The following is a 13,604-nucleotide window of genomic DNA, read 5'->3' on the forward strand; positions in this document are numbered from 1 at the left end:
AACTAAATCGATACGATGGACAGCACACCTCAAACCATTCCCGCCACAGACGGCTACCCCCTGGGCGCCACGTTCTGGGCAGCTGCCGGCACGCCGCAGGGCGTGGTCGTCATGCACCCGGCGACGGGCGTGCCGCAGCGCATCTACCAGGCCTTTGCGCAGTTCCTGGCCGAACGCGGCTTCCACGCCATTACGTACGACTATCGCGGTATCGGTGCATCCCGGCCGAAGACCTTGCGCGGCTTTGCTGCCCGCATGCGCGACTGGATGCTGCTCGATGCGGAAGGCGTGACCCGCTGGGCGCGGGCGCGGTATCCAGCGTTGCCGCAACTGGCCGTGGGGCATTCAGTGGGCGGCCACGGCATCGGCATGTGTGGTGCGGGTTGGGGTCTGGCCGGCGCGGTGCTGGTGGCCTGCCATACCGGCAACTCGCGCTTCATCCGCCAGCGGGGTGAGCGCTGGCGTGTCGAGCTGATCCTGCGCGGTGTTGGCCCGGCACTGGGGCGGCTGATTGGCTACGTGCCCGGCAAGCGCATGGGCCTGGGCGAAGACCTGCCGGGTGGGGTCGCCATCGAGTGGGGCGCGTGGGCCGGCATGCAGCGTTACTTCTTCGATGATCCAACGCTCGGCGCTGTCGAGCGCTTCAACCGCGTAACGAACCCCGTGCTCGTCTACGGCTTTGACGACGATCCTTGGGCCACGCCGCCCGCCATCAACGCGTTGACGCAGCATTTCACCGGCACCTGGGTCGAGCGTCGCCAGATTGCGCCAGCGGAGGCAGGCGGTGCTGTTGGGCACATGGGTTTCTTTCGCCCAAAGTTCGTCGACACGCTCTGGCCGGGTTTGGCTGATTGGCTTGGCGCGCAGGCAGCGGCTGCGCGTGCGCCTGAAGCCGCGGAGGCCGCATGACCGCACCCGACCGCCGCCTCGTCTATCTCATCAACGTCGGGCAACGCCGCCTGCAGCGCTGGATTCAAACGCGCACCGGCGAGGGCGTGACCGCTGCGCAATCCGGCCTGCTGTTCTTCCTGGAAAAGAAAGACGGCGCGTTGATGCGCGAAGCCGGTGCCGCGCTCGACCTCGGCCCCTCTGCGATGAGTGGCCTGGTGGATCGCACGGCCGATGCCGGCCTGATCGAGCGCCGTGCAGACGCCAAGGACGGCCGCGCCTGGCAACTCTGGCTGACGCCCGCCGGCCACGCCGCGCTGGCCGAAACACGCGGCGGCCTGACCGAGCTGAACGCGCGCCTGACCGAAGGCTTTACCGACGCAGAAATCGACACCGTTGCACGCTGGCTCGCCAGCCTGCAAACCAAGTTCCCCACCGGAGACGAGCAATGAGTGAACACATCCCGAGCCATATTCAGAGCCATATTGCCGATGGCGTGCTGACGCTCACCCTGGCACGCGCAGACAAGAAGAACGCCATCACCGATGCCATGTACGGCGCACTGGCCGATGCGCTGGATGCCGCCGAGCGTGACAACACCGTGCGCGTGGTGCTGCTGCGTGCTGAGGGCGACATGTTCTCGGCCGGCAACGACATCGGCGAATTTGCCTCCGTAGCCATGACTGGCGGCGGTAACGGCGGCGTGCGCAACGTCATCCGCTTCCTGCATGCGCTGGCACGCGCCACGCGCCCGCTGGTGGCGGCGGTGCAGGGGCGTGCGGTCGGCATCGGCACGACCATGCTGCTGCATTGCGACTTCGTGCTGCTGGCCGACAACGCACAGCTCTCCACGCCATTCGTTAACTTGGCGCTGGTGCCGGAAGCCGCATCGAGCCTGCTGATGCCCGCGCGGCTGGGCCACGTGCGTGCGTTCGAGATGTTTGCCTTGGGTGACGCAGTGAGTGCGCAATCCGCGCTCGCATGGGGTTTGGCAAACCGCGTTGTACCGCTCGACAAGCTGGGCGACGAGGCGCTGGCGATTGCGCAGCGCCTCGCGCGCCAGCCGCTGGGTGCACTGACCGAGACCAAACGCCTGATGCGTGATGCCGAGTTGCTCACCCAGCAGATGGATGCGGAGAGCGCCTGCTTTGCCAAGCGCCTGAAGTCTCCCGAGGCGCATGAAGCCTTCCGGGCGTTCGTCGATCGGCGGCCGCCCAATTTCAACGCCGTGGCGCACTGAGCGCGGCGGTGTCTCCTTCGGCGGCCCTGGTCTGGCCGCCTTTTTTATTGCTGGATTGCCTGTTGGCCACGACACGATGGTGGTCTCCCCACGCACCCTCAGCCCGCATGGGGGCGATTCAAACGCCTGAGCGTGCACTTGCTCTGCACCCCCTCCAACGGGTGCTGTAACAGAACAGTCACGTTGCATTACTACCCTACGCGCTTACTTCACACTTGCGCGTTGTGAAACACGTCCGCACACCGGGCGATGGAGCACGCGTCTCTCACTGACCGGGTATGGCTGGAAACGTCGCATCGGGTGGTGCGCGGCGGATACTGCCTTGGTGCATCGCGATGATCGGCGTCTGCGTTTTCCATCCTGCCGTGTCTGCCGGCCCTGTCGAGCCGGAGCCGGCCGTCATTGCCGGCGCGCCGCCTCTGGATGTCGAGCGCTGGTTCGATATCGAGCCGCAGCCGCTGCAGCGCGCGCTGGAGCGCTACGGCGCCGTCACCGGGGTGTCTCTGCTGTATGACAGCGTGTTGACGGCAGGCCGTGCTGCGCCTGCCGTGCGTGGTGCCATGACGCCGCACATGGCGCTGTTGCGCTTGCTGGAAGGCAGCGGCCTAGCCCCGCGCTACACCGGCACGGACACCTTGGTGCTGCTGCCCGTGCGCTCGCAAGCCAGCGCAGAGGCAAACGATACCGATACCGCAAACCAACTCGCACAACGCCGGTACTACGGCCTGATCCAGCACCGCGTACGTGATGCGTTCTGTGCAAACGCGGTCCTCGCGCAAGGTCGGCATCGCATTGCGTTGCGCTTGTGGGTGGATGCGCAGGGTGCGATTGGCCCGGTGCATCTGCTTGATTCCACCGGCGATGCGGTGCTCGATCGGCTGGTGGTGAACGTGCTGCAGGGCGTGTCGGTTGGCGAGGCTGTGCCGGCATCCGTGGCGCAGCCATTCACCTTTGTCGTCATGCCGCGTGCATCGGGGCAGAGCTGGGGCTGTGTCGCGCCGGCGGTGTCCGTCTCCGTTATCGCAACCGGGGGGCGCCATGGCTGATGGCGGCCGCGCCGTGCTGCGCGACTTTCTGGTGGAGCGCTATAGCCACCTGAAGTACCTGCTGTCCCGACGGCTGGGCAACCCCGACCTGGCCGGCGATGCGCTGCAGGACATCTGGCTGCGTCTGGAAGGCAATGGCAGCGCTGACGCCATCGAACCGGTGCAGAACCCGGGCGCCTATCTCTACCGCATGGCCTTCAACGCGGCCATCGACCAGCAGCGTGCCGAAGTCCGGCCGGCGTGACGGCCTCGTAGCGGAAGGTCGGCATGAGCGAGAACGGGCGAGAACTGCGGGTTCGTCAGCAAGGCCGGACCGACTCTAGGCAACAAAGATGGCGTTGTGGTGTGCGAAAGTTTGCACAAGCGTGTCAACGCGACATGCTTGTCAGTGCGGCTTTGTGTCGGGGCTGTCGTCTTCGAGCGAAAAGCGCTGCACGATGTGCGTGCTCTTGCGCACTGTCTCTTCAACTTCGCCACGCCGTACGACGTGGTGTCCTGCTGTTGTGGCGACGGCCGGAAACCCTTGGCCGGGCCGGCTGTCGATGCCGGCGATGGGTGCGTCGGGGTCAGGCTCGGGGTTGGTGTTGACGAGCGAGGCGTTGGAGTAGATGACGTTGTCTTGCCACAGCGATGAATTCTGGATGGCCTCGTTGCTCTTGCCATCGCTGTCGATCGTGCTGCCAGAGGCTTCGGTGCCTGCTGCGTCAACGGAGCGGATGCGTCGTGATGCGTATTGCACAGGATCGTCCGGAACCGCGCTGGCCGGGAGCGTTTTTGCGCCGACAAGCGGCGGCCGGGCAGAACGGAATTTGTTAGCGTGCATGATGCGGCCTCTGCGGTGATGGGAGACGGCAACGTCCCCGCAACCGTCATTCCCGCCCAGCGGCCTCACCATCCGTGCCCGCTATGCCCGCTTGCGTGCCGGGCGTCGGCCCATCTCATGCAGGAAGTCCAGCGCACGCGCCTCGCCTGTGTAGGCGGTGTTGATCCGCACCCACGGGGAGACTTCCAGATTCGGCCGGAAGTAGCTGCCGGGCGCCAGCGTCACACCATGCTGTGCCGCCGCCGCCACGAGTTCGCGTGAGTCCTCGATGTGCGGCACGCGTGTCCATAGGAAGTTGCCGCCCGGCGGGTGATGAAAGATTTCCCAGCCTGCATCGGTCAGCACATCGAGCGAGGCGAGGAGCGAATCGCCGATGCGCTGGCGTAGCCGCTCGACATATTTGCGATAGGCGCCGCGCTCCAGCAGCGTGGCGACCACCGCTTCAGCAAAGCGTGAACCGCCCACGCTGGTGAGCATCTTCACATCGGTCAGGTCCTGTACGAGATCGCGCCGCGCGATCAGGTAGCCCACGCGCAGTGATGCCGACACCGTCTTGGAAAACCCGCCCACGTAGATCACGTGTTCGAGCTGGTCCAGCGTGGCGAGCCGCGCGGTCGGGTCGCCCTGGATGTCGGCAAAGATGTCGTCTTCCACAAACACGAAGCCGTGGCGTCGGGCCAGCTCCAGCAAGCGGAACGCCACCGGCGGCGAGAGCACCGAGCCCGTCGGGTTCTGCAGCACGCTGTTGACGAAGAACAGTTTGGGACGGTGCTCACGCAGCATCGCCTCGGTCACCTCCACGTCAGGGCCGTCGGCGGTGCGCGGAATGCCGATCAGCTTCACGCCGTGCAGGCGCAGCAGGCCAAACACGTTGAAGTAGCCCGGGTCTTCCACGAACACCGTGTCGCCGGGCTTGAGCAGGTGGCGGATGACAAGGTCGATGGCCTGACTGGCGCCCACCGTCATCATCACGTTGGGCAACTCGGCCTGAATGCCGAGCTGGCGCGCACGCGTCATGATCTGGTGGCGTAGCGCGGGGGTGCCCAGCGGCGTGGCGTAGTCGATCACGGCTTCCACGTCGGTGCGCGAGACCTGGCGGATGGCCTGTGTCAGGCCGCCCAGGTCGCGCCAGTCGGCCGGCACAAAACCGCCACCCAGCTTGAGCGACGCATCGGGGTAGTTGAACTGTTCGAGGATGTGATCGGATTCGATTTCGGCAAGGCGCGGGTCAGACCAGCCGCGTCCCGCACGCCCAGTCAGGCCGCTCTCGGCCACGTAAAAGCCCGAGCCGTGGCGAGAGTCCAGCAACCCCAGCGACACCAGCCGGTCGTACGCCTCGATCACCGGAAACCGGCTGATGCTGTACTCGGCGGCCAACTGGCGGATCGACGGCAGTTTGGCGCCGGGCCGCACGTCGTTGTCGCGAATCCAGGCCTGCACGCCGGCCACGATCTGGTCAGCAATGGGCACGCGCGTGGTGGCGTCGATCAGGAGCTTCATGGGCAGCAACCCTCCGTGGCGGATGATGCGGAACAGTTACGTGCAACTGTTCGTGACTGTTCGCATTGTAGCGGCCTGCCGCGCAAGTGGGAGAAGGGCATCTGCCCGCTTTATGCGATGACCGTTGATCGAAGGGTGGTTTTATTCGTTTTATCAAATATCACCCACGGCTAGAGTGGGCTTGTCCATCACTCACTGTTGCCAAGCCGGAGGTCCGATGCCTGCCACCACTGCTCAAGCCACTGCCGCCGTGCGCGATCCGGCCGTCCAGGCCGTGCTCGACAACGTGCTGTCGACGCCTTCGGCCACGCTGCTGGAGCGCGCGCGTGCCCATGCCGCCGCGCAAGGTTTGCGCTATGCAGGCGGGCTGACGCCGGCCGAGGCCTGGGCACTGGCCAGCCGCGGCGAGGCCATCCTCGTGGATGTGCGCACTGCAGAGGAGCGCAAGTTCGTAGGCCGTGTGCCCAACACCGTGCACGTTGCCTGGCAGACCGGCCCCGCCATGCTCAAGAACCCGCGCTTCTTGCGGGAGCTGGAAAAGGCGGCCCCCAAGGATGCAGTACTGCTGTTGCTGTGCCGAAGCGGCAAGCGTTCTGCAGCGGCGGCCGAAGCGGCGGCGGCTGCGGGTTTTGCCAACGCGTTCAACGTGCTCGAGGGTTTCGAGGGCGATCTCGACGAGCAACAGCAGCGCGGCGAGGCAGGCGGCTGGCGCCGCTGGGGCCTGCCGTGGCAGCAGGACTGAGGGTATCGGCCAGGCCACCTCACCCAACCACAAGACCAATCACCGAATACTGAACAGGGGAGCGACGATGAGCGACAGCGTCATCGCGGGGCGGCCTGCGCCCGCGCAAAGCGCAGGCTGGCAGTTGGACCGCATCGTTAGCGAGCTGCGCACGGCGCGGGCTGACTGGCGCGCACGCCACGGCCGCACCGAAGTCACGGGCCGTGAGTTGCCCTCGCGCGAGGCGGTGCGGCAGATCCTGGAAGCGTTGCGCGGGGCGCTGTTCCCCATGCGGCTCGGGCCGACGGACCTGCGAGAAGAGAGCGAAGACTTCTACGTCGGCCACACGCTCGATGCGGCACTCAACGCGCTGGTCGCGCAGATGCGGCTTGAGTTGCGACACGCCGCACGCCAGGCCGGCGCACACGATGCCGATTCCGATACCGAGGCCATACAGCTGGTGCGCGATTTCGCAGCGGCGCTGCCCGCGCTGCGCCGGCTGCTCGACACCGACGTGCTGGCCGCCTACCACGGCGATCCGGCTGCACGCAGCGTCGACGAGGTGCTGCTGTGCTACCCGGGCATCCTCGCCGTCATTCATCACCGCATTGCACATCATCTGTACGGCGCCGGACTGCCGCTGCTCGCGCGCATGGTGGCCGAGACCGCGCATGCCGACACCGGCATTGATATCCACCCCGGCGCGCAGATCGGCAGCGGCTTCTTCATCGACCACGGCACCGGCGTGGTGATTGGCGAGACAGCGGTGATTGGTGAGCGCGTGCGCATCTACCAGGCGGTGACGCTGGGCGCCAAGCGTTTTTCCGCCGACGCCGAAGGTCACCTGGAGAAGGGCGCGCCGCGCCATCCGGTGGTGGAAGACGACGTCGTCATCTACGCCGGGGCGACCATTCTCGGGCGCATCACCATCGGGCGCGGTTCTTCCATTGGCGGGAACGTGTGGCTCACGCGCAGCGTGCCGCCTGGCAGCAGCATCACGCAAGCCAACGTGCAGGCCAACGCGCAGAACGAGGCACCCCAGGCGCGCAGCGCAGTGGCTGCGCGCTGACCCGCCCACGTCCCTATCCACATCCCTCGTTTTTTCCACCGCGCCCCACCGGCAAAGCGGGGCGCATTCCACCAAGTGAAGTTGGGAGTCATTGCATGGCAGAAGCAGATACCTTTGACGTGCGCACTGCGCTGGGCGATACCGCCGCGCGCCAGTTGGCGAACGCGACCAAGACCGTTCCGCAGTTGTCCACCATCAGCCCGCGCTGGCTGGTGCACCTGCTGCAATGGCAGCCGGTGGAGGCCGGCATCTTTCGCCTGAACCGCGTGAAGAACCCGCGCGACGTGCGCGTCGCGTGCTCGCAGCGTGACGAGGGTGCGGAGCTGCCGCAAACCTTCGTCGACTACGAAGATCAGCCGCGCGAGTACTTCCTCAACGCCGTGACGACGGTGCTGGACGTGCACACCCGCGTGTCCGACCTGTACAGCAGTCCGCACGACCAGATCCAGCAGCAACTGCGCCTGACGATCGAGACCATCAAGGAGCGTCAGGAAAGTGAGCTGATCAACAACCCCGATTACGGCCTGCTGGCCAACGTGGACGAGACACAGCGCATCTCCACGCTCACCGGTGCGCCTACGCCGGATGACCTGGACGAGCTGATCACCAAGGTGTGGAAGGAGCCCGCCTTCTTCCTGGCCCACCCGCTGGCGATTGCCGCGTTTGGCCGCGAATGCACGCGGCGCGGGGTGCCGCCGCCCACCGTCAGCCTGTTCGGCTCGCAGTTCCTGACCTGGCGCGGCCTGCCGCTGATCCCGTCGGACAAGGTGCCCATTGATGAAAACGGCCGCACCAAGATCCTGCTGCTGCGCGTGGGCGACAAGCGCCAGGGCGTGGTCGGCCTGTATCAGCCGGGCGTGGCGGGTGAGCAGAGCCCGGGGTTGTCGGTGCGCTTCATGGGCATCAACCGGAACGCCACCGCGTCCTACCTGATTTCGTTGTACTGCTCACTGGCAGTGCTGACTGAAGATGCACTGGCTGTGCTCGATGACGTGGAGATCGGCAAGTACCATGACTATCCCGACACCTACAAGTAACCCGGCCGGCGTGAGCGGCCTGGTGCTGCCGGTGGCAGAGGTGCCTGCGGGTTTGCCGGATGTCGCCGCACTGACGCAACTGGCGAACGCGTTCTTCGCCACGTTGCCGGGGGCCGAGCCCGAGGTTGATCCGGCCCCCGTGGGTGCTGCGCCGCAGTTGAGCCCGTTGCCCACCGCGCAAGCTGCGCCCGCTGTGCCGCCTGTGCCCGTGCTGGGTGTGCCCACACAGTACGCAGCGGCGCTGCCACAGGGGGTATCCGGTCATGGTCAACCCACGCCTGCGCACCCGGTTTCGACACCTGGTTCGCCGTACTACTTCCTGGGCGAGGCGAGTGGTTACCAGTCAGCCGTGCCGCATGCGGGCGTGGCGGCAACAGAAGCTGGCGCGCCGGACGATCGCGTTACCGCGCAGCCGTTCCACCTGCCGGGTACCGATGCATTGGCTCGGCTGATTGACGGTGCTGCCGGTACACCACCGGCCGGGCCAGATGCCTTGCGACAGCCGGGCGGTGCAGTGCAAGCGGGGCAGTTCTACTTCCTTGCGCCGCCGGTGTTGGAGGCACCGCGCGAGACCAGTCACCAGCCGCACCGCGCCAGCACGTTCGACGTGCAGGCCGTGCGGCGGGACTTCCCGATCCTGGCCGAGCGCGTGAACGGCCGGCCGCTGATCTGGCTGGACAACGCCGCCACCACGCACAAGCCGCAGGCCGTGATCGACCGGCTGGCGTACTTCTATGCGCACGAGAACTCCAACATCCACCGCGCGGCGCACGAACTGGCCGCACGTGCCACCGATGCCTATGAGGGGGCCCGTGACAAGGTGGCTCGCTTCCTCGGTGCGCGTTCGGCCAGCGAGATCATCTTCGTGCGTGGTGCGACGGAGGCGATCAACCTCATCGCGCAGACGTTCGGTCGTCAGCACATCGGCGCGGGTGACGAGATCATCGTTTCGCACCTGGAGCACCACGCCAACATCGTGCCGTGGCAGCAGCTTGCCGCGCAGGTGGGCGCGCGCATCCGCGTGATTCCGGTGGACGACAGCGGCCAGATCTTGCTGGATGAATACCGCAAGCTGCTCAGCAGCCGGACGAAGCTGGTGTCTGTCACGCAGGTGTCGAATGCGTTGGGCACGGTCACGCCGGTGCAGGAGATCATTGCGCTGGCGCATGCGGCGGGGGCGCGCGTGGTGGTAGATGGTGCACAGGCCGTGTCGCACCTGCGGGTGAACGTGCAGGCGCTGGATGCGGACTTCTACGTGTTCTCCGGCCACAAGATCTTCGGGCCCACCGGCATTGGCGTGGTGTACGGCAAGCAGGATCTGCTCGATACGCTGCCGCCGTGGCAGGGCGGCGGCAACATGATTGCCGACGTGACGTTCGAGAAGACGCTATACCAGCCCGCGCCCGCGCGCTTTGAGGCCGGTACCGGCAACATCGCCGACGCGGTGGGGTTGGGCGCTGCACTGGACTACGTTGAGCGCATCGGTCTGGAGAACATCGCGCGCTACGAGCATGATCTGCTGGTGTATGCCACGCACGGGTTGTCGCGCATCCCGGGGTTGCGGTTGATCGGCACGGCCGCCAACAAGGCGAGCGTGCTGTCGTTCACGCTGGCGGGGTATCGCACGGAAGAGGTGGGCGCTGCGCTCAACCGCGAAGGCATCGCCGTGCGCTCAGGCCACCATTGCGCGCAGCCGATCCTGCGGCGCTTTGGCGTGGAGGCCACGGTGCGGCCGTCGCTGGCGTTCTACAACACGTGTGAGGAGGTGGATGAACTGGTGCGCGTGGTGAGTGCACTGGCGCGGCGGTAGACGTTACGCCGCTCCGGAGGAAGTGAGTGCCGCCGGTCCCGCATTAGGGCCTGTTGACGCTAAAAGCGATCGCCCGTTGACCCGAGCGGGGGCCAGATGCGCGAAGGACGCCGCCGCAAATGGTCATTCCATTTGCAAGGCGCGCCGACAAAGCAGATGGCCCCCCCTCGGGTCAACCCGGAGGGCAAGGGGTAGATGGGCCACATGGCGTCGTTGTGGCCGGCTTACTTAGCCGGCTAAGCGGCGCCGTCCACGCCTAGCCCTGCGACCCATCTGCCCCTTGCGGGCGCTCGCTTTTAGCGTCAACAGGCCCTAGGCTGGCGGCTTTTCACTCGGTCAGCCATTGCGCTGAACGCGCAAGGGCACGTCCAGGTTCAGGTCCGCCTGCTTCATGCGCACAACACGTTTAGCCGACCTCCGTGGCCTCGGGGCGTGGGCGCGCTTTGAACACGGTCCTGAGCGCAGCGCGTGTACCCAGCGCGTAGTCGTCGGGCGCGTGCCGCTTGTCCACAACTTGCTCCACCCCGCTGGCCTGGACGTCTTCCAGAAAGGCCACCATGTCACGGTAATAGGCGACATGCATCTGCACTTCGAGCAGATGGCGTTCGGCCTGGAACAAGGTCAGACGCATTTCCCGCAATTCCTTTTCCGCCATCTTCTCTGGGGTTGACGGGCTGAACAGGCTTGTACGTGTACGCATGATGTTTCCTCCCCGAGCATTACGGCCCCTTTTTTCAAAGGCCTTTGCCGTTCAACGAATATAGGCAATCCATTCGCTTAGTGGAGTGTTCGGAGGTGAAACATGGAAAACCGCTCCAGCCTTGGCTGGAACGGAAAACGAGGCCATCGGATTCCACAAATCGGAGCAGAAACGGGGCAGAACGTTTCAGGCTCGTTACGTCCACCGTCATCCGCCATATGACCAATGGGAAGAGCGCAGACGGAATGCTTTACTTCCCAGCATAAAAACATCGTTGCCCAATGCCGGCATCGTTATCTTTAAAACCATACGGGGGGCGATCATGGCAAGCTCGCTGGCCTTTGGGCGTTGTACTGGTTTGATCGTATTGCTGGTAGCAACGGTAGTGATGCCAGCAGCCTTTGCGGATTCTGGTGCGTCACAGACGCCAGAGAGCACGTTGGCAGAAAGCGCGAAGACCTACCTGGGGTCTCTTGAAGGACTGAAAGTCTTCAAGCGATCCTACTGCGGCTATGCGCTTAGAGCGTTCTTGTCGGTGGATACGGCCATTGCGGCGGAAGTGCTCCCAGCCTTCCCACCCTATGCGAGGAGCGCGTTCAGCAATCAACTGCAAGGGCTCAAACCGTTGATGACCACGCAGGCGCAAGACTACGTGGACCACCTCATCGTCGCGGCCAAGCAAGAGCAGGACAAGAACCTCGCCTGCGGGACCGCGGCTCGCGCGCTTGCTGAATTTTCATACAAGGCCTATCAAAACTGGCTCGAGACGAAACGGCAATACAGCATGCGGCCTTCGCCTGTGCGCTGAATCGGGGGCGTGCCACTCAGCTTGTGCGCGGGGAGCGCGTTGGTCGGCGTCATTGTCGTTGGGCAAGAACCAATGATGGCCCCCGGCCCCGTCGCCTTTCTTGAGGACGCCCGCAACGGTGCCAACGAAGGATTGCGCAGATGCATCGTTGCGCCGTGTCCATCGCAGCTGTCATCGTGCCCTCATCGTGCCTTGAGCCGCCGCACCGATCCATCCCCCACCCACTGCACCACGCTCACCAGCCCGATCAGGATCACGATCACGACCGCCATGACGGTGGTGTCGAAACGCTGGTAGCCGTAGCGGATGGCAATGTCACCCAGGCCCCCCGCACCCACCGCGCCCGCCATGGCCGACGCGCCAATCAGCGAGACGATGGTGAGCGTGAAGCCGCCGATGATGCCGGGCAGCGCTTCAGGCAGCAGCACGTGCCAGACGATGTGGCGGCGCTCGCAGCCCATGGCCTGCGCGGCTTCCACCAGGCCGCGGTCGACTTCGCGCAGGCTGATCTCGGCAATGCGCGCAAAGAACGGCGTGGCGCTGATCGACAGCGGCACCACCGCCGCCCAGACGCCAATGGTGGCCCCCACCACCAGCCGCGTGAACGGCAGCAGCGCCACCAGCAGGATGATGAAGGGCGTGGCGCGAAAGCCGTTGATGAGCGCACCCAGCACGCGGTGCACACGCGGCGATTCCAGCGTGCTGCCCGGTGCCGTCAGCACCAGGATCAGCGCCAGCGGAATGCCGGCCAGCGCGGCGATCAGCGCAGATGCGGACACCATCGTCAGCGTGTCGAGCAGGCCCTGCCAGATGCGGTCAATCGTAAGCGGGGACATAGCCGAGGCTCCGGGTGGACTGGGACAGTTGCAAGGCCGCCAACGCGTCTTGCGAGAGAGCGCCGCCCGCTGCGGCAACCAGCAAGCGCCCTTGCGTGCGGCCCTGGATGCGATCGAGATCGGCGTGCAGCAGGCGTGTCGGGTAGCGAAGCGCCTGGGCGATCTGCGCCAGCTCGGGCACGGCGGCCGTGCCGGTGTAGCCCAGCTCAATCAGTTGCTCAAAGGCGCCGCGCGTGGGCGGGGCGGGCTGCAGGCGCGCCGCCACGTCGTCGGGCAGGCCGCCGCGCAGCGGTTGCAGCAGGGCGCGCGTAGCGTCGTGCTGCGGATCACCAAAGATGCGCCACACGGGGCCCTGTTCTGCAACGCGACCGGCTTCCAGTACCAGCACGTTGTCGCAGATGTCGCGGATCACGCCCATCTCGTGCGTGATGAGCACGATGGTCAGGCCCAGGCGGCGGTTGATGTCGCGCAGCAGCGCGAGGATGGCGTCAGTCGTTTCCGGGTCGAGCGCGGAGGTGGCCTCGTCGCACAGGAGGATTTCGGGCCGGTGCACCAGTGCGCGGGCAATGCCCACGCGCTGCTTCTGCCCGCCGGACAGGCGTCCCGGATACACATGCTGCTTGCCCTCCAGCCCAACCAGCGCCAGCAGCGCGTCCACGCGTTGCGCAATCTCCGCCGCCGGCACGCCGGCCACCTTCAACGGCAGCGCGACGTTATCCCACACCGTCTTGGCGGAGAGCAGATTGAAGTGCTGAAAGATCATGCCGATGCGGCGGCGCAGCCCCACCAGCGCATGCGTGCCGAGCGTGCCGACGTCGACGCCATCCACCAGCACCTGCCCGCTGGTCGGCTTCTCCAGCCCGTTGATGGTGCGCAGCAGGCTGGACTTGCCCGCGCCGCTGCGCCCGATGATGCCGAAGATGCCACCGGCCGGAATGTCGAGGTCAATGCCTTGCAGTGCATGCACATCGCCCGCCGCTGCGCGGTACGTCTTGCCGACGTTGCGGAAGGTGATGGTGCCGGCGGTGGGCGTAGCAACAACCGCATCGGCGGCCCTGGCGTGCGGTGCGGGAGCGTCAGGCCAGGCGTGGACGGGGTTCGAGACAAGTGTGGTCATGGCGTTACC

General features: G+C 65.9%; 15 protein-coding genes. 10 read left to right on the forward strand and 5 right to left on the reverse strand.

The genetic code is table 11. From position 1 onward, the window contains the following. Window positions 1-15 precede the first annotated feature (15 nt). From ACS13N_RS23790 to ACS13N_RS23810, 5 genes are all read left to right on the forward strand, one after another. Window positions 16-909 carry an alpha/beta hydrolase family protein gene (locus ACS13N_RS23790; protein ID WP_438934052.1) on the forward strand — a complete coding sequence of 298 codons (894 nt, stop codon included), beginning with the start codon at window positions 16-18 and terminating at the stop codon, window positions 907-909. Next, the gene (locus tag ACS13N_RS23795; RefSeq protein WP_438934053.1) at window positions 906-1,340 is read left to right on the forward strand and encodes a MarR family winged helix-turn-helix transcriptional regulator; all 435 of its coding nucleotides are present in this window, start codon (window positions 906-908) and stop codon (window positions 1,338-1,340) included. The genes ACS13N_RS23790 and ACS13N_RS23795 overlap by 4 nt, the downstream gene beginning before the upstream one ends. 8 nt (window positions 1,341-1,348) lie before the next feature. After that, window positions 1,349-2,128: an enoyl-CoA hydratase gene (locus ACS13N_RS23800; RefSeq protein WP_438934478.1), complete on the forward strand. Its 780-nt coding sequence runs from the start codon at window positions 1,349-1,351 to the stop codon at window positions 2,126-2,128. A 365-nt stretch (window positions 2,129-2,493) separates the two neighbouring features. After that, window positions 2,494-3,174, forward strand: coding sequence for a hypothetical protein (locus ACS13N_RS23805; RefSeq protein WP_438934054.1), 681 nt, complete (start codon window positions 2,494-2,496; stop codon window positions 3,172-3,174). Beyond that, window positions 3,167-3,418: an RNA polymerase sigma factor gene (locus ACS13N_RS23810; RefSeq protein WP_438934055.1), complete on the forward strand. Its 252-nt coding sequence runs from the start codon at window positions 3,167-3,169 to the stop codon at window positions 3,416-3,418. The genes ACS13N_RS23805 and ACS13N_RS23810 overlap by 8 nt, the downstream gene beginning before the upstream one ends. A 141-nt stretch (window positions 3,419-3,559) precedes the next feature. Here the strand turns inward: ACS13N_RS23810 and ACS13N_RS23815 are convergent, their stop codons facing one another. Both ACS13N_RS23815 and ACS13N_RS23820 read right to left on the reverse strand, forming a co-directional pair. Then, on the reverse strand, window positions 3,560-3,913 hold the full coding sequence (locus ACS13N_RS23815; RefSeq protein ID WP_438934056.1) for a DUF3005 domain-containing protein: 354 nt from the start codon (window positions 3,911-3,913) through the stop codon (window positions 3,560-3,562). A 165-nt stretch (window positions 3,914-4,078) separates the two neighbouring features. Then, window positions 4,079-5,497, reverse strand: coding sequence for a PLP-dependent aminotransferase family protein (locus tag ACS13N_RS23820; RefSeq protein WP_438934057.1), 1,419 nt, complete (start codon window positions 5,495-5,497; stop codon window positions 4,079-4,081). A 217-nt stretch (window positions 5,498-5,714) separates the two neighbouring features. Between ACS13N_RS23820 and ACS13N_RS23825 the strand changes: the two genes are divergently transcribed. From ACS13N_RS23825 to ACS13N_RS23840, 4 genes are all read left to right on the forward strand, one after another. Further along, window positions 5,715-6,239, forward strand: coding sequence for a rhodanese-like domain-containing protein (locus ACS13N_RS23825; RefSeq protein ID WP_438934058.1), 525 nt, complete (start codon window positions 5,715-5,717; stop codon window positions 6,237-6,239). 67 nt (window positions 6,240-6,306) lie between these two features. After that, window positions 6,307-7,287, forward strand: coding sequence for a serine O-acetyltransferase EpsC (gene epsC, locus ACS13N_RS23830; protein WP_438934059.1), 981 nt, complete (start codon window positions 6,307-6,309; stop codon window positions 7,285-7,287). Between the two features lie 95 nt (window positions 7,288-7,382). Further along, window positions 7,383-8,324 (forward strand): family 2A encapsulin nanocompartment shell protein, encoded by a 942-nt coding sequence (locus ACS13N_RS23835; protein ID WP_438934060.1) that lies wholly within the window; start codon window positions 7,383-7,385, stop codon window positions 8,322-8,324. Continuing rightward, window positions 8,299-10,134: a family 2A encapsulin nanocompartment cargo protein cysteine desulfurase gene (locus ACS13N_RS23840; RefSeq protein WP_438934061.1), complete on the forward strand. Its 1,836-nt coding sequence runs from the start codon at window positions 8,299-8,301 to the stop codon at window positions 10,132-10,134. The genes ACS13N_RS23835 and ACS13N_RS23840 overlap by 26 nt, the downstream gene beginning before the upstream one ends. A 406-nt stretch (window positions 10,135-10,540) precedes the next feature. Here ACS13N_RS23840 and ACS13N_RS23845 read toward each other — a convergent pair whose 3' ends face one another. Next, window positions 10,541-10,834, reverse strand: coding sequence for a hypothetical protein (locus ACS13N_RS23845; RefSeq protein ID WP_438934062.1), 294 nt, complete (start codon window positions 10,832-10,834; stop codon window positions 10,541-10,543). Between the two features lie 121 nt (window positions 10,835-10,955). On the opposite strand from ACS13N_RS23845, the gene ACS13N_RS23850 reads away from it, so the two are divergent. Continuing rightward, complete coding sequence (locus ACS13N_RS23850; protein WP_438934063.1) at window positions 10,956-11,642, forward strand: hypothetical protein; 687 nt, start codon at window positions 10,956-10,958, stop codon at window positions 11,640-11,642. A gap of 182 nt (window positions 11,643-11,824) precedes the next feature. Here the strand turns inward: ACS13N_RS23850 and ACS13N_RS23855 are convergent, their stop codons facing one another. Next, a complete protein-coding gene (locus ACS13N_RS23855; RefSeq protein ID WP_438934064.1) occupies window positions 11,825-12,478 on the reverse strand; it encodes a methionine ABC transporter permease in 654 nt (217 codons plus the stop codon). After that, complete coding sequence (locus tag ACS13N_RS23860) at window positions 12,459-13,595, reverse strand: methionine ABC transporter ATP-binding protein (RefSeq protein WP_438934065.1); 1,137 nt, start codon at window positions 13,593-13,595, stop codon at window positions 12,459-12,461. The genes ACS13N_RS23855 and ACS13N_RS23860 overlap by 20 nt, the downstream gene beginning before the upstream one ends. Window positions 13,596-13,604 lie beyond the last annotated feature (9 nt).

Source organism: Ralstonia sp. 24A2, assembly GCF_051783885.1.
Taxonomy (GTDB): domain Bacteria; phylum Pseudomonadota; class Gammaproteobacteria; order Burkholderiales; family Burkholderiaceae; genus Ralstonia.